The 19,606-nt window shown below is 38.0% G+C and carries 20 protein-coding genes and 1 pseudogene; 1 reads left to right on the top strand and 20 read right to left on the bottom strand.

The window, feature by feature from the left end:
* Positions 1-47 precede the first annotated feature (47 nt).
* From CRN97_RS00110 to CRN97_RS00015, 20 genes are all read right to left on the bottom strand, one after another.
* Positions 48-1,037: a radical SAM/SPASM domain-containing protein gene (locus CRN97_RS00110; protein WP_179670627.1), complete on the bottom strand. Its 990-nt coding sequence runs from the start codon at positions 1,035-1,037 to the stop codon at positions 48-50.
* Positions 1,031-2,659, bottom strand: a complete 1,629-nt coding sequence (locus tag CRN97_RS00105) for a DUF2207 domain-containing protein (RefSeq protein ID WP_179670626.1) — start codon at positions 2,657-2,659, stop codon at positions 1,031-1,033. The genes CRN97_RS00110 and CRN97_RS00105 overlap by 7 nt, the downstream gene beginning before the upstream one ends.
* Before the next feature lie 85 nt (positions 2,660-2,744).
* Entirely contained in the window at positions 2,745-3,767 is a 1,023-nt protein-coding gene (locus tag CRN97_RS00100) for an NAD(P)H-dependent glycerol-3-phosphate dehydrogenase (RefSeq protein WP_097075412.1), read from the bottom strand.
* Complete coding sequence (gene plsY, locus CRN97_RS00095) at positions 3,767-4,426, bottom strand: glycerol-3-phosphate 1-O-acyltransferase PlsY (protein ID WP_097075411.1); 660 nt, start codon at positions 4,424-4,426, stop codon at positions 3,767-3,769. The genes CRN97_RS00100 and plsY overlap by 1 nt, the downstream gene beginning before the upstream one ends.
* Entirely contained in the window at positions 4,426-5,751 is a 1,326-nt protein-coding gene (gene der, locus CRN97_RS00090) for a ribosome biogenesis GTPase Der (protein WP_044934299.1), read from the bottom strand. Before der ends, plsY begins: the two co-directional genes overlap by 1 nt.
* Before the next feature lie 13 nt (positions 5,752-5,764).
* Positions 5,765-7,084 (bottom strand): DUF512 domain-containing protein, encoded by a 1,320-nt coding sequence (locus CRN97_RS00085; RefSeq protein WP_097075410.1) that lies wholly within the window; start codon positions 7,082-7,084, stop codon positions 5,765-5,767.
* Entirely contained in the window at positions 7,078-7,437 is a 360-nt protein-coding gene (locus tag CRN97_RS00080) for a YraN family protein (protein WP_033154043.1), read from the bottom strand. Before CRN97_RS00080 ends, CRN97_RS00085 begins: the two co-directional genes overlap by 7 nt.
* 13 nt (positions 7,438-7,450) lie before the next feature.
* On the bottom strand, positions 7,451-7,738 hold the full coding sequence (locus CRN97_RS00075; protein WP_033154042.1) for an EscU/YscU/HrcU family type III secretion system export apparatus switch protein: 288 nt from the start codon (positions 7,736-7,738) through the stop codon (positions 7,451-7,453).
* Positions 7,739-7,740: 2 nt separating this feature from the next.
* Entirely contained in the window at positions 7,741-9,588 is a 1,848-nt protein-coding gene (locus CRN97_RS00070) for a flagellar hook-length control protein FliK (RefSeq protein ID WP_097075409.1), read from the bottom strand.
* Between the two features lie 11 nt (positions 9,589-9,599).
* Positions 9,600-10,364, bottom strand: a complete 765-nt coding sequence (locus tag CRN97_RS00065) for a ribonuclease HII (protein WP_097075408.1) — start codon at positions 10,362-10,364, stop codon at positions 9,600-9,602.
* A gap of 2 nt (positions 10,365-10,366) precedes the next feature.
* The gene (gene lepB, locus CRN97_RS00060; protein WP_097075659.1) at positions 10,367-10,888 is read right to left on the bottom strand and encodes a signal peptidase I; all 522 of its coding nucleotides are present in this window, start codon (positions 10,886-10,888) and stop codon (positions 10,367-10,369) included.
* Positions 10,889-11,070: 182 nt separating this feature from the next.
* Positions 11,071-11,910, bottom strand: a complete 840-nt coding sequence (gene ylqF, locus CRN97_RS00055; RefSeq protein WP_097075407.1) for a ribosome biogenesis GTPase YlqF — start codon at positions 11,908-11,910, stop codon at positions 11,071-11,073.
* 12 nt (positions 11,911-11,922) lie between these two features.
* Positions 11,923-12,519, bottom strand: coding sequence for a signal peptidase I (gene lepB, locus CRN97_RS00050; RefSeq protein WP_097075406.1), 597 nt, complete (start codon positions 12,517-12,519; stop codon positions 11,923-11,925).
* Positions 12,520-12,617: 98 nt separating this feature from the next.
* Positions 12,618-12,968, bottom strand: coding sequence for a 50S ribosomal protein L19 (rplS, locus tag CRN97_RS00045; RefSeq protein ID WP_033154038.1), 351 nt, complete (start codon positions 12,966-12,968; stop codon positions 12,618-12,620).
* A 105-nt stretch (positions 12,969-13,073) separates the two neighbouring features.
* Positions 13,074-13,772 (bottom strand): tRNA (guanosine(37)-N1)-methyltransferase TrmD, encoded by a 699-nt coding sequence (gene trmD, locus CRN97_RS00040; RefSeq protein WP_033154037.1) that lies wholly within the window; start codon positions 13,770-13,772, stop codon positions 13,074-13,076.
* Between the two features lies 1 nt (position 13,773).
* Positions 13,774-14,292, bottom strand: coding sequence for a ribosome maturation factor RimM (gene rimM, locus CRN97_RS00035; protein ID WP_097075405.1), 519 nt, complete (start codon positions 14,290-14,292; stop codon positions 13,774-13,776).
* 79 nt (positions 14,293-14,371) lie between these two features.
* Positions 14,372-16,798: an FtsX-like permease family protein gene (locus CRN97_RS00030; protein WP_179670624.1), complete on the bottom strand. Its 2,427-nt coding sequence runs from the start codon at positions 16,796-16,798 to the stop codon at positions 14,372-14,374.
* A gap of 1 nt (position 16,799) precedes the next feature.
* On the bottom strand, positions 16,800-17,507 hold the full coding sequence (locus tag CRN97_RS00025) for an ABC transporter ATP-binding protein (protein WP_044934276.1): 708 nt from the start codon (positions 17,505-17,507) through the stop codon (positions 16,800-16,802).
* 184 nt (positions 17,508-17,691) lie between these two features.
* Positions 17,692-17,973: an acylphosphatase gene (locus CRN97_RS00020; RefSeq protein ID WP_179670623.1), complete on the bottom strand. Its 282-nt coding sequence runs from the start codon at positions 17,971-17,973 to the stop codon at positions 17,692-17,694.
* Between the two features lie 294 nt (positions 17,974-18,267).
* Complete coding sequence (locus CRN97_RS00015) at positions 18,268-19,140, bottom strand: hypothetical protein (RefSeq protein ID WP_097075403.1); 873 nt, start codon at positions 19,138-19,140, stop codon at positions 18,268-18,270.
* Between the two features lie 187 nt (positions 19,141-19,327).
* Here CRN97_RS00015 and CRN97_RS00010 point away from each other — a divergent pair.
* Positions 19,328-19,606 (top strand): annotated as a pseudogene (locus CRN97_RS00010) (hypothetical protein); the annotation flags it as partial.

Here is a 19,606-nt window from a genome sequence, read left to right as displayed (position 1 = left end):
ATCTAGTAGTCAATAGACTTATGTACCACAAAATAAAGTTTCACAATTTAGTCATAATAACACCCTACATCTTTGTGATTTAAATCACCATAGATGGCATATGTAAGACATTTCAAGCCACCCTTGCAAAATGAGCTGTAATCGCAATCACTACAGTCATCAGGGGTGGTATCTGCTCTAAGCGACTTTAACACATCAGAGTTGTTGTAAAGGTCAAGCATATTGTCAGCAAGTAGATTTCCCACCACAATTGGCATACGCCTGCAAGGTACTAAGTCTCCATTTTCCATAACAGTCAAAAGAGTATTCCCGGCTGTGCAGGAATATGGCAGATTATTAGTCTTTAAAAATTGTAATGCCCTGTAAAGAGCCACCTCTGTCTTGCAGCCCTCGTGCCTTAAAGCAAAGCTTTCCCTTGTAATCAGCTTTAAATACTCTTTAGTCTGTTCCTTATCCATACAAAGATTTATATCAGGAGAATTCAATGGAATATATCTATCAGACCATACAGTGTCCACTCCATATCTTTTTGCAAACTTTACCACCTTTGGCAGTTCTTTATAATTAAGAGCTGTTGCCGTAAATGAAAGAGATACGTAAATATTGTATTTTCTCAGCAGCTTTACAGCCTTTGCCACTTTAGAATAAACGCCCTTGCCTCTTATGTAGTCATTAGTTTTCTTGCTGCCTTCCAGGCTCACCTGAACATATTCTGGGCCATAACTGGCAATCCTTTTTGCTATCTCATCAGTGATAAGAGTGCCATTTGTAAGAATCGAAAAACTATATAAATCTCTATCCTTCTTAAACTCTTCTAAAAGCTCAAAAAAATGAGGAGAACACAGTGGTTCCCCTCCTGTTATATTAATATGCCCTTTTATTTTCTGCTCCTTAAGAAGCTGTCTGTATTGATTTAAAATGTCAAAAAGCTGCTCACTATTAAGTGAAACAGGTACATGACCTCCTTGATAACAATGTAAGCATTTAAGATTGCAGCTTTCACTGATATGCCATTGCAATACAAATTCTCTTACCATGAGCCTCCTCCACCGCAAGAAGAACATCCACCACCACAAGATGAGCATCCGCCGCCACATCCTGAGCTAGAACCAGAGCTAGAACTGCTGCTTGTATATGTATCTGTATAATACACAGAGCTTGTTATATTATCTGTATACTTTCGATATCTGTTTGTTGCATCTGCAGTGTAATCATATTTCTGCACGAGCTTTTTAGATATACCCAGAATAAAAGCGTATGGAAGAATCTCATCAAAATAATCAGGGTCTTCCTTAATCTTTGCCTCTAAATCTGCCTTTTTTATTCCAGAAAGATAATCCTTATATGCTTCAACTCTAGCTTGCAACTCTTCACCATAGGCACTCTTTTTAGGCGTATTAGCTGCAAAAAATCCTATAGCTATAATTGCAAGGAATGCAGGCAAAAAGAACCATCTAAGAGTCGGATCCATATCCTCCGACTTAATATAGGCAAATCCCCAAGCTACACAGGAAGCAAAAAACAGAAAGCTAGATATAAAAAACTCTACGTAAGATGTAATATTGTAAATTTGAGAATCAAACTTCGCTTCTAACATTTTGCAAAGCTTACCATTTAGCTTACGAACACTTTTATCCTCTGCTGGGTTCACCTCAGAACCATTTTGGAAAAGCCCTTCATATACAAGCTTCTCTGCTTCAGTCATATTACCAATACTTGTATTTACTTTATGAATCTTTAATTTTGTTTTACTACTAGGGTTCTTAATACGTATGTACCCTTTGGCAGCAAGCTGAATAATTACAGTTACCAGAAGAAGCTGTCCACTTCCCTGGTAGATATAACCCATTTCAACAGCTTCAAGGCCAGTAGGAGCTGTACCAGAAACATATTCGCCATCAAACAAATCGCTATCTTTGTTTTTATTCCAGAAGAAAAAGCTAATTAAAACACTGGCCAGGCAAATCAGACATAGTCTAAAGGCAAGGCTCTTATAATTAACTGTAGAATCTGTGAAGTACCCATCCGGCAATTCAACATCAACAGTGAGTGCTCCATTTAGATGATAATCCTTAGAAACCTCTGCTGTAATGGTATTACCATCAACTGTGTAATCTACCTGGGCAGAAATATCTTTCTTACGCTTTTTGTCCGCAAAGAATGACACTTTGCTGGATGAATCAATATCCTTAGGCAAAGTGATATTAACCTTAGCTCCATTGATTTCAGTGCCCCAATAATCGCCAAAAGCATGAAAAATCAACTCATCAAAGCCCTTGTAAACATCGCCACCCATATCATAATCGTAGGATATTACGTAGTCATAATCACCTTCATCTAAAGTATAATAAGCACTTCCTATTTTGATTCGCTTCTTTCCATGAATGGTATCAACTGTATATTCTTCGTTTTCGCACTCCAGGTTAGTAATTTCACCCTTTCTTGACATAGTTTTCTTGTCTTTTGAGGTATACTTGAGCCATTCTGGAATAAAACGAAAAATACCATGATGCCCATCTTCATAGAAATTTACAGTAATATCTTCAGTAACGTGAATTTTATTATTTTCATCCACATCAAGATTCACTTCATAAGCTTCAATTGTAAAACCATCTGCCTTGGAAGCCTTGGATGATGAGCTATTTATAATAAATCCCACTATCTGGATTCCACAGAGAATCAGGCAAATTATCCCTAAAATTAAAAAGGTTACACCGAAGAAGTGTAACCATTCCTTGCATCTTTTAAACACCACAACACTCCCACTCTAAATCTGATGTTTCATCCTTCTTAGAACGAGTCATCAGCTCATATACTGCATCCTTTGCAGCAAGTCCATCAAAAAGAACCGCATTTACGATATCTACGATTGGCATTTCGATATTGTATTTCTCTGCAAGCTTCTTAGCTGCCTTAGCAGAATATACTCCTTCTACAACCATGGCAACCTTTTCCATAGCCTCATCCTTGCTCATACCCTGGCCAATATAGTAACCAGCCATTCTGTTTCTAGAATGAATAGATGAGCATGTAACAATCAAATCACCGACACCTGTAAGACCGGATAATGTCTCAGCCTGGCCGCCCATTGCAACTGCAAGTGCAGAGATTTCCTTGATGCCACGAGTAATAAGAGCAGCCTTTGCATTGTCGCCAAAGCCAAGGCCATCTGACATACCAGCAGCAAGTGCGATAACGTTTTTCAACGCAGCACCAACCTCTATACCCTTAACATCTGGTGATGAATATACTCTGAAATATTTGTTCATGAAAAGATTCTGAACAAAAAGTGCGGTCTGGCGGTCTGTTGAGCCAGCAACTACAAGTGTAGGCTTGAATACAACAACCTCCTCAGCATGGCTTGGGCCAGATAATACGCATATACGTTTATCTTTTCCTAGCACATCCTCCAGAATTTCTGTCTGTGTGAAAAGAGTATCTTCCTCGATACCCTTTGTAACAGTAATAAAAATCTGATTTGAATTAACAAAGGATTTAATCTTTTCAGCTGTCTCTCTAGTTGCTTTTGATGGAACAGCCATCAAAATAACATCAGCGAACTTTGCTGCAGACTCAATATCTGCAGTAAACTTCATAGACTCTGGAAGCTTAACTCCCTTTATTTTGTCACTGGTATGAGTGTCGTTCATCTGATCAACCTGTGACTGACGATGTGACCAAACCTCTACTTCATGACCATTTTTCTCAAGCATTACAGCAAGGGCTATACCCCAGCTTCCTGCACCTAAAACACTAATTCTTGCCATTATGCCCTCGTTTCTGGATGGAATGAGAATTTGTTCTCTTTTCCATTGATTAGACGTCCAATATTTGCATGGTGAAGTGCAATTGAAAGTGCAGAAACAAGGCAGCAAATAACAAGTGCTTCCTTAAGCTGTGCTCCTTCAAATTTGCCATCTAAAAGTCCCATCTTGGCACCGATAAGCATCTCGATTGCAAATGAAAGCTCACCAATGATAGAACCAAGTGATACATAGCGAGTAAGTGCAACAATCGCTATAAATACACATGCTGGAATTGGGAGTCCCATTGGGAAAAGTGCGATGATAAAACCGAGTGTAGATGCAACACCCTTTCCACCTTTAAAATTCATGTAACATGGGAAATCATGACCAAGCACACAGCCAAGGCCTGCATATACCATGTAAATGTTAACGTTTTCTACAAAACGTCCAAAAATCAGCCAAACAAAAAATACCGCTACTACGCACTTAAGGCAGTCCCATGCAAGTGTAGCAAGACCTGCAGGAACTCCAAGAGTTCTCATGGTGTTAGTGGAACCAACGTTACCACTACCAACCTTTGTTAAATCAATATTCTTAGATTTACCGATGAGGTATCCCATCAAAATCATTCCAAAACAATAGCCAATAAATAAAGCTAAAATTCTCCCCAAAACAACCATTATTCGTTTTCCTTTCTCTCTCTAATGATAAATTTTAAAGATGTGCCTTCAAAACCAAAGGCATCTCTGATTCTGTTTTCCAAGTATCTAACGTAAGAGAAATGCATCAGGTATTTCTCGTTTACAAAGATAACGAATGTAGGTGGCTTAACAGCAACCTGAGTTGTGTAGTATATCTTAAGGCGCTTGCCCTTGTCTGTAGGTGGCTGCTGAAGTGCAACTGCCTCAGATACGATTTCGTTAAGAACACCTGTAGCTATACGCATTGAGTTGTTTTCAATAACTGCATCGATTGTCTCGTAGATTTTGCCAAGGCGCTGACCGCTCTTAACAGAAATAAAAAGAATTGATGCATATGGCATAAATGAAAGAATCTGACGAATCTTAGTCTCGTGCTCCTTCATAGTCTTATCATTTTTTTCGATAGCATCCCATTTGTTAACACAGATGATGATACCCTTTCCACGCTCATGAGCGATACCAGCGATTTTGGCATCCTGCTCAGTAACGCCTTCTGTAGCATCAATCATAATGATAACAACATCTGCCTTTTCAACGGATGCAACTGCACGAACTATCGAGTAACGCTCAAGGTCCTCCTTGATTTTGCTCTTACGACGAAGTCCCGCTGTATCAATAAAGATGTAATCCTTGTGATTGTAGCGAACCTTTGTATCTACAGCATCACGTGTGGTACCGGCGATGTCAGAAACGATAACACGCTCTTCACCACAAAGCTTATTAATAAGAGATGATTTACCAACATTTGGCTTTCCGATAACTGCTATACGTGGTGTGTCGTCCTCTTCTTCGTTTTCTGTAGGCTCTGGGAAATAGCTGCAAACAACATCAAGCATATCGCCAAAACCAAGACGTGAAGATGCTGAAATAGCGATTGGATCACCAATACCAAGATTGTAGAACTCGTAAACATCAGCCATATCACGCTCAAAGCTGTCTACCTTATTAACAACAAGAACAACTGGCTTGTGGCTACGTCTAAGCATATCTGCAACCTTTGAATCGCTATCCTGAAGACCTTGCTTTACATCAACAAGGAATACGATAACATCTGCTGTATCGATAGCAATCTGCGCCTGCTCACGCATCTGTGATAAGATGATATCCTTTGAATCTGGCTCAATACCGCCTGTATCAATCATAGTAAAATCGTAATTTAACCATGAAATATCTGCATATATTCTATCTCTTGTAACACCAGGGGTGTCTTTTACAATTGAAATTCGCTCTCCTGCGAGCGCATTAAATAATGTGGATTTACCAACGTTAGGGCGACCTACGATGGCCACTACTGGTCTTGCCATATTATACCTCTTTCTAATGTCCAATTATGGCGTAAACTAAATCACGCCCGTCTGATTGTACTATACGAGTTTTGACTTGTAAAGCCGACTCAAGCTCAGATAAAGTGATGTCATCAAGGAATACTTCCTCGCCACTTCTAAGCATTGTACAAGACAATAATAAACTATCTCCAAGCTCTCTATTTGAAAGCTGTTTTATTAAATCCTGTCCTGTAATTAATCCAGAAACAGTAATTTCTTCACCGAAAAATTCGTTTGTGATTGCCACAACATCAACAGTAACTCGATTAAACTTTTCTGTAATCAAATCTGCAAGCTGGCGCATAAATGGAGCTGCAAGCTTTCCTGTTGCGATTGTCACATGGCGTTTTTTCATAAATAAAGGCTTTTTAATATCCTCAAGGGCATCTAAGACCTCTTCATGAAGAAGTCTAAGCATTCCAACACCATTTTCAAGCTGGATAAAACCATCGTATCTATCAGCCTCTGGAAGTGGTCTGCCTGCAAGAATATACCACTCATCAGATGCCTGAACGAAATGATTGCCAAAACGTTCCATTGCTATCTGCTGCCAGTGCTCAATCTGATCGATTACCTTGCCAGCTTCCTCAGGTGTGTATGTTCGAAGTGGGAAAAGCCCATCTCTGAACTTTGTGACACCTACAGGAACTACTGACATAGAGCTCATAACAGGAGCAAACTGCATCAAATCAGAAATTGTTCTGTCTAATTCCGGTCCATCATTAAGCCCTGGACAAGATACAACCTGGGCATTCATAGGAATCTCTGCTTCATAAAGCTTACGAATCTTATCAAGAATATCTCCTGCAAATCGATTATGTAAAAGCTTCACTCTAAGCTCAGGATTAGTTGCATGAACGGAAATATTAATAGGACCAAGCTTATAGGCGATGATACGATCCAAATCAGCCATCTTCATGTTTGTTAAAGTAACATAGTTACCCTGTAAAAATGAAAGACGTGTATCATCATCCTTAAAGTAAAGAGTCTCTCGCATGCCTGGTGGCATTTGATCGATGAAACAAAATGCACATTTATTTGAGCATGATTTGTAATCATCCATAAGACCATTGCAGAAAATTACGCCAAGGTCTTCCCCCTCTTCCTTCTCAACAAAAACTGAAGAGGTAGTCCCATCCTCATGGAGAAGCTCAACAGTAATATCAGCATCATCTGAATAATAATGATAATCAAAAATATCAACGAGCTCTGCATTATTAATTTTTGTGATTATATCCCCAGGAATAAGTCCAGCTCTATCTGCCGGGCTGCCTTCACTTACCTGAGCAATTTTATGACTTGAATTTAACATACTGGTATATACTCAAAAGCATTTTTAATATGCTTTAAATGTCCTTCCTCAATTGCAATAACATCAAACCTAACACTTGTGCCGCCATCCATGTGACGACTATACATATAAAAATCTGCGACTCTAGAAATCTTACGCATTTTATTAAAGTTAACTGCCTCAAAGCCGGTGCCTCTTGCAGCAGATTTTCTATATTTTACTTCTACAAAAACTAAGTAGCTGCCATCCTTTGCAATAATATCTACCTCTCCCATTTTACAATAAAAATTCATTTTGAGAATAGACATTCCTTGACGCTTCAGATAGTCAGCTGCCAGCTTTTCAAAATCATTTCCTTGCGTTCTGTAATTCAATAAAACCTCAATTCTAACCTAGCTTTGATTTAATCTTTTCCATATCATTTACAAAGACCAAAATCTCAGCAACAACCTCGTATAACTCTGGTGGGATTGCATCACCAATATTTAGTTTGCTAAGTGTCTGAGCCAATTCATTATCCTGGTAAAAAGGCACATCTGCCTTCTTTGCCTCTTCGATGATTTGCTCAGCCACATAGCCCTTTCCTGAAGCCAAAATCTTTGGTGCTGTATCTCCAGCCTCGTAAGAAAGGGCAACAGCAGTTTTGTTTTTATCAAATGTCTTTTCTTCTGCCATAATTATGCCCTCATATCAAAGCTATATCTGTGAACCATGCCCTCTGCTGTGTTTTCAGTAGATACTGGCGCAGCCCCAAGAAAATCCTCTACAAAGTTTTTCTTCGGCTCACCACAGGTTACTTCAGATGTAACTGAGAAACCTTTCTTGGCAAGTCGCTCAGTAAGAATATCTAAATTGTCCTCAATAAGCTTCATAGAATCTTCGCTAGCTAGATTCCATTTGCAACCAACCTTGGACTCTTTCAAACTAATAAAAACATCTGTAGAACCTAAATACTCCATATCAAAGTGAAGAAATGCAGTGATTTCCTCGCCCTGCTCATAAGATGCCTTTTTGTTCTGGCGAACATAAAGCATACTATCAGTGTTCTGATTGTACATCTTCAGCGGAATCTGGATGAAATTATACATTTCATTTGCAGAATTCATAAAGTTGACATTCTGCTTAATCTGAGATGTCTGAGTTTTGATTGTGTCTGCAGCCTTATTATTAAAGTTTGCTACAAGACGCTCTAATGCCTCCGTCTGCTTCAAAACTCTTTCATACAGCTTTGAAATCTCGCCCGGCTTTGTAACCTCTTTTGGCTCCATAGCAAAGCTATTTGTAATTATATTTTTAAGAAGTCCTTTATATAAAGGCGCTCCAATAATATCATTGAGTGTCTGCTTAGGAATATCAGGATGATTATTAAGATAATCAGTGATTTCCCTGAAAACCTGATTCATATCTGCGTCTGCCTTGAGAGTGCCGTTTTCAGCAAATATCTCATGATTATCCTTTGGAAAATCTGGCAGAGTGTTCAATATAGTATTGAATGAATCAATCTGTTTTTCAGATGCAAATGTATTTAAAACCTGTGTACCAAGCTCATTTTCCATAACTTGAGCCTGATTAACAGTGGTGCTTTCTGTCTGATTAGAAATAATAGCCTCAGTCTCTACAATTCCTGACTGAACCTGATTAGGATTCAAGGCCTGCTCAGCGATAGCCTGCCCATTTACCTGAGGCTGCTGGCCAGCTTCTATAACAGCGGCATTTTCTGTGGCAGCAGCTGGATTGTTTGTAACATTGGTAGCATTTTCTGAAACAGCAGCTGTGGTGCTATCAGCAACTACAGAAGTGTTTTCCGCCTCAGCAGTAGCTTCTGAAACAATAGAATCATTAACGTTAACAAATATATCCCTAATAGCATTATTAATGCCAATTACATCTCCTGTAGATACCTCGCTGCTAGTCATTATCTCGTGAAGCATATCTGAAATCACATCAAAATTATCCGATAGCACAGCCTTGTCGTTAGCATAGTTTTGGAACATGCTGACGTTTTCAGGTGTAATCGGAAGATTTGATTTAGACATGGTTACAAGAGTCTGAATATCCACCCCTGGATTATTAATCATAGCACGATTCATAGCTGTCAAATTCTCAGGGCTGACTGACATAGAATTCTGCATCATTGAATTAACCATGTTGATTGTACGCTCTGTAGCAGCCAAATTGGCCATATCCAAAGCTTTTAGAAGTGTAGGATTAGCATCTAGACTAGTGAGAGAAACTGGACGAATTTGTATAAGATTCCCATCGTTGCTTTTTACTTCAAAAAACACTGACTGTCCAGGAGTAAGGCTCACTCCTGCATCCAAACGAGCCGTCATAGTCCGACCGTTGGCAAGCCCAATTGTAACCTTGCCATTGTCAATGTAATTAACAGAGCCCTCAAAAACCTCGCCTTCCTTGAGGTTGTCAGCTACTGAGCCCGTAAGGGACTGACTCTGACTAAGCTTTGTCATGTCAGCTCCGTTAACATAATTTGAGTTGTAAGGATTCAGTCCAGTGTTAATGTTCATAATTCACCTAATTATACAAAGTTTCCTATAAAGGATCTTCTATGAATTGGACAAGGGCCGTATTTCTTGAGCGCTTCAATGTGCTCTGCGCTACCATATCCCTTGTTAGATGCAAAATGATATTCAGGATAAATGCTATCGTATTCAACCATCATTCTATCCCTGGTAACCTTCGCAATAATGCTTGCTGCACCGATAGATATTGATTTAGCATCACCCTTTATGATTGGAACTTGTTTTATCTTTACCTCAGGTATGGTCACTGCATCATTTAACAATACCTGTGGCTCTACTGAGCATTCTGAAATAGCCTGGCGCATTGCTTCGTATGTAGCTTGAAGAATGTTGATTTCATCTATGCGCTGCTCCGAGCATACACCAATTCCTACTGAGACAGCCTCTTTCATAATGATTTCGTATAATTCTTCTCTTTTTGAGGCTGAAAGCTTTTTAGAATCGTTGATATAAAGGATGCTACAATCCTTTGGCAAAACAACGCAAGCTGTAACGACGGGTCCTGCAAGTGGACCTCTGCCGACTTCATCAATACCGCCGATATAATCAAACTCTGGCCAATATTGATTTTCAAATTCCTTGAGGTGCTCGATACGTTCACGCTCTATGCGAAGCTTTTCCATACGCTTCTGGGCCATGCCAATGATTTTCGAAACACCTGGACGGCCATCATTAATGTATTCCTCAATGAAATCTGGAAGTAAAAGCTCGCTAGTCTCTTTATATTCTTTTTGAATTTCTGAAATCTTCTTTTCGCTCATGTCTATTCTATATTCTCTACAAGTCCAAATGAGTTAAATGGGTAAACTCTAAGCCAAGCTCGTCCCACAATTTCTTCACCTTTAACATTTCCGACGTCTTGAAAACGCGAGTCAGTACTGTTGTTTCGATTGTCTCCTAGAACAAAGTATTCATCAGGTCCAAGAAGAATTTCGCTGCTAGCAAGGCCAGCGTTCAAAATAACATCTGTGCCATATTGCTCATCTAACACTTCACCGTTGATATAAATAGTACCTTCGCTATCGATACTAACTACCTCGCCTGGCAAGCCGATGATTCGCTTAATGTAGTATACGTCTTCCTCATATTTAGGTGGGAAAACAATAACATCAAAACGCTCAGGTTCGCTAAAACGATAGCTGATTTTGTCAACGATAAGATTATCCCCATCTGACAAAGTATCTTCCATAGATGAACCACTAACTACCGTACGCTGTCCTACAAAATGAGTAATTAGAAAAACGACGCCAAAGCAAACCAGTACATTGATGATTACGCTGATAATTTCCTTAGCTACTGATGCCTTGGTGAGAGGTTCTTCCTCATCATCCTTCTTATTCTTTTTTTCTTTTTTAGGCTTTGAATCGAAGTCCGACAAATCTTCTACTTCTTTGATATTCTGTCTAGCCCTTTCGATGTCTCTTTTGATTTCTTGCTCTTCCTCGTTAAAGTCGATAACCTTCATGCTTATGGCCTTTCAAGTGAAATTTTTCCTAGACTACCATTTCTAAATTCATCTATTAAAACTGAAGCAGCCTTGTCGAAATCTGGCTCTGAGCCCTTTTTCAAGAAGTTTCTCTTGAGGGCGATTTCAGTAATAATTTCATGATTAACTAAATCTTCATTTACTTCATAACGAGCAGCTAATGCTCCTGGATAAGTCTCTTTTATAAAATCTGCAAGCTCCATAGCAAGCTCTCTTGTTTCGATAATTGCATCGTTGATAGAGCCGATAAATGCTAAATGAAGACCAACAGTGTTATCCTCAAACTTTGGCCAAAGGATACCTGGTGTATCAAGAAGCTCCACTGATTTATTAAGCTTAATCCATTGTTTGCCCTTTGTAACACCTGGCTTGTTGCCAGTTTTAGCAACGGCCTTGCCGGCGAAAGAATTGATAAATGTAGACTTTCCAACATTAGGAATACCTACAACCATCGCTCTAACTGGGCGATTCTTAATACCACGCTTTCTGTCCTTTTCAAACTTTGCAGCGCAGACCTCATCAAGTGTGGCCTGAACGCCCTTCATGTTCTTTCTATCACGAGAATCCAGCTCAACACAATAAAAGCCCTGATCCTTGAAATAAGAAATCCATTTCTGATTAACAGATTTATCTGCAAGATCAGATTTGTTTAAAAGCACAAGACGAAGCTTGCCATTAGCAAGCCCATTTATATCAGGATTTCGGCTAGATATAGGACATCTAGCATCGATAACCTCAATAACCAAATCTATAAGTTTTATATCCTCCTGCATCTGACGCTTTGCTTTGGTCATATGCCCTGGATACCATTGAAATTCCATATTCACCTCTCGTTAGAATGGGTATTTAGCCCAAACCTTACCTAAAATATCTTCGTTGGTAACAAAGCCAACACTTTCATAACGTGAATCCTCAGAAGAATTACGATTATCTCCCAGTACAAAATACTGGTCATCCAAAAGCGTAATTGGAGTCGCTGCAATACCTGGATTTTCTATGCGCTCCACATCAAGATTTTCTTTGTATAATTCATCATTGATGTAGATACGGCCATTGCTGATATAGATAGTATCCCCTGGCACTGCAATAACACGCTTTACGCTGTAGCTAGCATTAACATTAGACTTTGGCTTGAATGCAATAACATCCCCTGCCTCTGGCTCAGAAAGCTTGTAAGCAATAGTGTTTACAAGTAATATATCGGATGTTTGATAGGTTGGCTCCATAGATGCATTGGAACATTCTACCTGTTTGCCGAATGCTGTAACAACACCAAAAGCCAAACCAATTACAAGTACTAACTCAAGCAAAAATATCAAAACATATCTGACTTTATCGAAATTTATTTTCTTGCGGCGTCTTCTAAAATTAAGTCCATCGTTTCTACGATGAAAGGTTTTATTAAATAATCGTCTAATTGATAAAAGCATACAAAAATCCCTTTAAATCTTTAGTATAAATATACCGCACTTTAGTCTAAAAATAAAGAACAGTCACAATAAAGTGACTGTTCCAGTGGATTCCGAGATTAGATTCTCTCCTTAACCTTTGCCTTCTTACCTGTGAGCTCTCTGAGGTAGAATAGCTTAGCTCTACGAACTTTACCTTTTCTAACTACTTCGATCTTCTCAACGTTAGGGCTGTGAAGTGGCCATGTCTTTTCAACGCCTACGCCGTTTGATGACTTACGAACTGTGAATGTCTCACGGTTGCTTCCACCCTGTCTCTTAATAACTGTACCCTCGAATACCTGTGTACGAGTACGGTTACCTTCAACGATACGGCCGTAAACCTTTACTGTGTCACCTACCTGAAACTCAGGTACTTCTGCCTTAAGCTCGGCAGCTTCAATGTTTCTGATAATCTCGTTTGCGTTCATTTTAATTCCTCCAAATTTAGCGACATTCTTAATATTCCCTATTGAATAACAGCGGAACATCTCTTTTTTGCAACTCATTCATAATAACATGGTTGTTTATAATAATCAACAATCATTTTCCAAATATTTAGCATATAAATCAGGCCTACGCTCTTTTGTGCGTTCAATTGACTGTTCGTGTCTCCATGCATCAACCTTTGCATGATCACCTGATAAAAGAATAGCTGGAACTCGTCTGTCGTTCCAAACCTCTGGCCTAGAATACTGAGGATATTCCAAAAGATTGTTTTCTAAAGATTCATCCTCGCCTGATTCTGAGTTTGTAAGTACTCCAGGAACCATACGTGAAATAGCATCAATCATAACAAGTGATGGAAGCTCACCGCCAGTAAGTACATAATCGCCTATTGAATAGTACTCATCTACAATTTCCTCAAGTACTCTTTCATCAATGCCCTCGTAATGTCCGCAAAGTAAACAAATATCTTCTTTTAAAGCAAGTGTCTTTGCATCTGGCTGCTTGAAAAGCTTTCCCTGTGGTGTCAAATAGATGCAATGAACCTTGTGACCTGCCTTTTCGCAGACTGCCTGATATGCGTCGTATATTGGCTGAGCCTGCATAACCATGCCGGCACCACCTCCATATGGATAATCATCCACCTTTTTATGCTTATCAAGTGTATAGTCGCGAATATTGATAGCTTCGAATGAAATAGAACCAGCCTTGCTAGCACGGCCAAGGATACTGGTATTTAACGCATCCTCAATCATTTCTGGAAAAAGGGTTAAAATATAAAACTTCATATTAATCCATCAATCCTTCCATCAAATGAATTTCCATTCTGCCACCTTCGATATCTACATCCAAGATGCACTCCTTGATAGCTGGGACAAGAACAGTTTTGCCGCTTTCAAGGGTAATCTCATAAACATCATTAGCGCCTGTTTCCATAACATCAGAAATAGTGCCAAATCTATTATCCTTGTCAGAATCAAGATAAACATCACAGCCAATAAGATCTGCGATGAAATACTCATCCTCCTTAAGGTCTACGCGATTGTCCTTTGTAACGTAAAGGCCGTGGCCCTTATATTTTTCAATATCATTGATATTATCAATGCCTTTGAACTTAAGGATAACAAGATTCTTCTGAGGACGGGCATTTTCAACCTCAAGGCTGATATAGCCCTCCTTACCTGCATCCAAAAGCAAATTCTTCATATTCTTAAATCTGGAAATATCGTCTGTAAGAGGAAAAACCTTTACCTCGCCTCTAATTCCATGAGTCTGTGTAATTGAACCAACCTGATATAAATCTTCCAAACTAATTAACTCCTAATTTTTTTCTATTAGACTATCATATACAAATAGCTCTTTGCAAATGATAGGGCTATCAATTATTTTACTCATTGGCCTTGAGGCTTGCAACCATATCTATCTTTTTAAGATTACGAGACAAAGCAATACTTGTAACAAACATGATTAAAAGTGTACCTATTATTGCAATAAGATAGGCCGATATATCTATATTTGCAAAGAAATCGTAATTGTCACCTATAGCATATTTAAACATACAGTCAGTAAATTCATACCCCAGTGGTAAACCAAGGATTATACCTACTAAAGTAAGCCAAAGATTTTGCTGGGTGTAAATAAGCGCCAGTTTATTAAACTTAAAGCCTAATACCTTAAGTGTTGCAAACTGGTACATTTTCTCGCTAAGTGCAAGAATTCCCATATTGTAAATGATAATAAACCCAAGGATAGCTGATATTGCAATTAATAAAACTATCATACTACTTATCATCTCAAGCATAACATTCATCTGCTCTTTCAATGATTCAATTGATGAAATCGTAGATACTCCATCTATATCTGAGTCAGTTAAATCACTAAGATCATCATTTGTATAAATGGTATCGCAAACATAATCCTCGCCCAGGCCTTCAAAGGCTACTCTTGTCATAGAAAACTGTTGACTCTGCGGATCTCTGTAGGCGGCTACAATCTTAGTTTCATACCAATCATCCTCCCCCATGATTCTCCATTTAACTGTATCTCCTAATGAAAATCCATTATCTTTTAGAAGTTTTTCTGTTGCAAAAAGTGCCCCCGCTTCATTTACGTCTCCATCTGTGCTTCCTGGTATTCCATCATTAATATCATAGGTGTTTGTATCATGGTCAGATACTCGTAAATATCCATCTGAATCATTTACCGTAATAGAAGAAGTTACTATATTACCCTCTGAATCCTTGTATTCGATGGCAACTGTCTGACTGGTTGCATCTCCGTATGCATCAAACAATTCATCCAATCTTTCATCTGAAACATTTTCCGAAAGATTGAGCTTGTAATTATATGCTTGTATCTTGTCGAACTCCCATACAAGATAGTGTTGAAGTGAATCCTGCATGCCAAATGCCATCACTATTAAAAGTGTAGAACCCATAACACCAACTATAGCCATGATACTTCTAGATTTACTTCTAAGAATATCCCTCAAATTCCACTTTACAGAAAATGGCAATTTTGCGCTTAGCCCTTTGCCGCCTTCCTTTGCCTTAATTTTAATGTGTGGAACTTCAAGTCTAAGAGTTTGAGCTGCAGATTCCTTCAAAATACTCTTTATTGAATAATAAGTAATTATCGTAATTACGATAACAATTAAAGCAGCAACTATATAATTCTTACTTAGAATACATCTGTGAGCGTCTGGCAAATCAAACATAGAGAGCTCCATGTTAAGGAAAGGCTGACCAAGTACAGGACCACCAATTACAATTCCAAGAATTGCAGCAATTAAGCTTACCCAAAAGCCATATGCAATATAATGTATTGTAACTTTTCTATTTCTAAATCCTAAAGCCTTCAATGTTCCAATCTGCACTCGCTGTTTTTTTACAAATCGACTCATAGTTGTAACAACAGAAAGTCCTGCTATGAAAACAAACAAAACTGTAAACATGCCTGAGTAGGTATCGCCCTCCTCCGATTCTGCCTTTAAAGCCTCATAAGATGGCCATACATCTCTACCAGTGATTGCACTTATAGAAATGTCATCAAGCTCATACAGCTCATTCTTTACTGACTTTAGCTTGTTCTCAAATTCATCAAGCTCATTAGAATTAATATATGGATTTGGAGCTACACCTGTCACATCAACTATAGCATTTGGATAGATGTAGAAATCATCCATTCCAAAATCTATAGGACACTCATTCATGGACAAATACACCCATCCGAAATCAGCAGCATCCTGGAAAATAACAGTAGGATCAGATACCGTATATACGTGATCTGGAGATGATACAATTCCGCGAACCACCTCTGTAAATTCATAGCCCTCTACATAAAATGTCAGTTTATCTCCAACTTGAATATCTCTGGCCTTAGCGAAATAATATCCAACCCAAACACCATCTTTATCAGGGCTGTATTCCTCGCCATCTCTTAAATACATGGTTGAAATATTCTTTTCATCATCCTCTGCATCCAGGAAATTCAACTCAGCTTGAATATTCTCAATTTCAGAGTTCTCACTATTCTTTACATCAACCGACCCCTGCATAGAGAGATATCTTTCCACATCTGTCACATTGTCTAACGCCTTAATTTTGTCTAAATCTTCCTCGGAAAAGTTTTCACCATACAACCATAAATCCTGCATATTATTTTTTTCATAGAATTCTACTGAAGAATACTTCAATCCATCTGAAAAAGCATTGATACCTGAAAATGCCATGATCGCCAAAAATATCATGGCAAAAATGGTAAAGAACTGTCCCAAGTTTTCCTTTATATCTCTTAATAATTTTTTTCTCAACATTTTACCATTGAACCTCATCTATGTTTGCTGGATTTGCATTCTCTTCTACACTCTTTATTTTGCCGTTTTTTACACGTATAACAACGTCGGCAATATCTGCAATAAGTGCATTATGGGTAACGATAATAACTGTATTATTACCTCTTTCCTTTGTAGTTTGCTTTTTCAAAATCTTGAGAATCATTACGCCTGTTTGAGAATCAAGGGCGCCTGTAGGTTCATCGCATAAAAGAAGTGCTGGATTCTTTGCAATAGCACGTGCGATAGAAACACGCTGCTGTTCGCCACCAGATAATTGATTTGGAAATTTATTCATATGTTCTGATAATCCCACATCCTGAAGTGCTTCTGATGCATCGAGATGATCTTTTACAATTTCATTAATCAACTCCACATTTTCTTTTACAGTAAGTGAAGGAAGAATATTATAAAATTGGAAAATAAAGCCTACCGATTTAGCTCTAAAATCGCTGAGCTTATTCTCTGAATATCCGGTAATATTTTCCCCATTTACAATTACTTCTCCTTCAGAAGGAGTATCCATTCCTCCAATGAGATTAAGTAATGTAGATTTTCCTGCTCCTGACGGACCAAGTATTACTACAAATTTTCCTTCCTCAATGTCTAAATCAACATGGTCCAAAGCTCGAAACTCTTTTTCTCCCACGTTATAAACCTTTGATACATTTCTTAAAGATACTTTATTCACCTGTCTCCTCCTTGTCTTATCTAGCCTTTTCAATCTGAATTAAATAATAGCACATTTGGTTAGTTAATTCTAACTACAATTTGTGAATTCTATCATAAATATAAAAAAGCACCTAGCCCTTATGGACTAGATGCCTGTCATTAAGAATCTATGATAGCAAGTTCATATAATTCATCATCCTGATTTAATACTGTACAATAAAGCCTCTTTCATTAGCTTCAATAGGAATCTGCTGCTTTTGCATATCGTCAATGCCTATATACCTATCATTAGCCAGCGACTTAATAAACAAGTATATAGCTTCCTCGGCTCCCTGAACTTCTACAGTGACCGAGCCATCATATTCATTTTTCACGTACCCAGTAAGGTGATACTGGTTGGCCGCATTATTAGCTGTATATCTAAAACCAACTCCCTGCACTCTACCGGTAAATACCATTCTATATCTAACCAACTGATTCACCATCGCTTTCATCCTCTTATTTCTGACCATGTAAATTATAATAATGCTAAACAGCGTTAGAATAATGACAACAAGCGTTATCACTGACATAAGAATAAACATGGTCGCCGTCATCAAACCTGTAGGATGCCCATGGGCATCTGGATTACCATGCAATTCCAATTCAAGCGTAAAATGTAAAACAAGATAATCAAAGAGTAGCTGAAACGGAATGATTATCAGCAGTATAAAAGGATTAAATTCTCTTGTAGTTTTCTTTTGGTTCATTATCCCCCCTATGTCCTCAAATGCACTTATTTAATACGTTTCCGGAATAACCAGGTTCCACTGGTCTACAATTTTGCTGCTATCCACTAGACCAAGGAAATATGCAGTTACCTCCCCAACTTCATTGTTAATTGAATCATAAAGATAATCACCTGTAGTTGCATCTGAACAGGTTAGCATCAAATCATTTGACATGTTTTCATTTACATAATTAAGGAAATCACTCGTAATGTTATACAGAGAATCTTCAACATATAAATCAGGCGCTCCAAAAGTATGCAAAATCTCGTGTGCATATACAGCTGGACCATTTAAGCATTGGCTGTCAATATTGAACAAATACACAATTTCATCATCCGATTCCATACCTTGATACCAGCTTCTTGTACATGTAATAGCTGTATTACTTTCATCAGAATCAACAAATACCATATATACAATATTATCCGCATTATACTTTTGTTTCAGCGAATCTTCATCGATATTTTTGTCGATAAAATTCCAAACAACCGTATCGCATTCTCCATTATCGATATATTCTTGATCTGTAATTTTTTTATCAAATGCCATGGAGTATTTTAGATCAGTATTTGTAGTAAAATCAGTTATGAAATCAGCAGATTTATTATAGCTAGCAACAACATTTTCTAAATAATCTCCAGCTATAGCTAGATAATTGTTGATATTAGATATCTTTTCTGCATCTTCTGTGCTGTCCCACTTTGTCTCAGTATCATCTGCAAATAAACTAACAATGATAGTCGTACCAGCAATATTTCCAGCTGATCCTTCTGCGTGATACGCTACTTTAGTATTTCTACTTCGATTGTATACAAAACCGCCTACTGTAATTATAAGAATTGCTAAAATTACTAGCAATGAAAATATTCTTTTCTTTGTCATTCTAAAAATCCTCCTAAAAAAAATCTATCCAAAAACAGCAACATATTATCATGTAAAAAAATATTATGTTGAATCTTTAGACTTCTTTAGGATTCTTTATATTTTCACCTACAGAAAAAGGAACCTGAAAACTGATATGTACCCTCTTTACTGGACAATAAAAAGTTCAGTAAGGAGGGTTATTTTTATGCGCTATAGTTATGAATTTAAAAGGAAGTGTATTGAAATGTATAGAAACGGGACTATGCCAGATGTTCCTGATGGAATATCTAAAAGTCAGTTTCAACATGAAATTCGTAAATGGGTAAGGATTGAAGAGGCTCAAGGGCCTGAAGCATTACAACATAAAAACTCAAATAAGGTTTGGACTCCTGAAGATAAGTTAGCTCTTATTTCTAAAGTATATGCTGGGGAATCAATCACATCGGTAGCGTTTAATGCAGGAATTAACGATGGTTTGCTTTAT

Source organism: Pseudobutyrivibrio ruminis DSM 9787, assembly GCF_900218035.1.
In the GTDB taxonomy this organism is placed as follows: domain Bacteria; phylum Bacillota; class Clostridia; order Lachnospirales; family Lachnospiraceae; genus Pseudobutyrivibrio; species Pseudobutyrivibrio ruminis.
The sequence above is the reverse complement of the archived record's forward strand: the minus strand, read 5'-3'. Positions and strand labels throughout refer to the sequence as shown.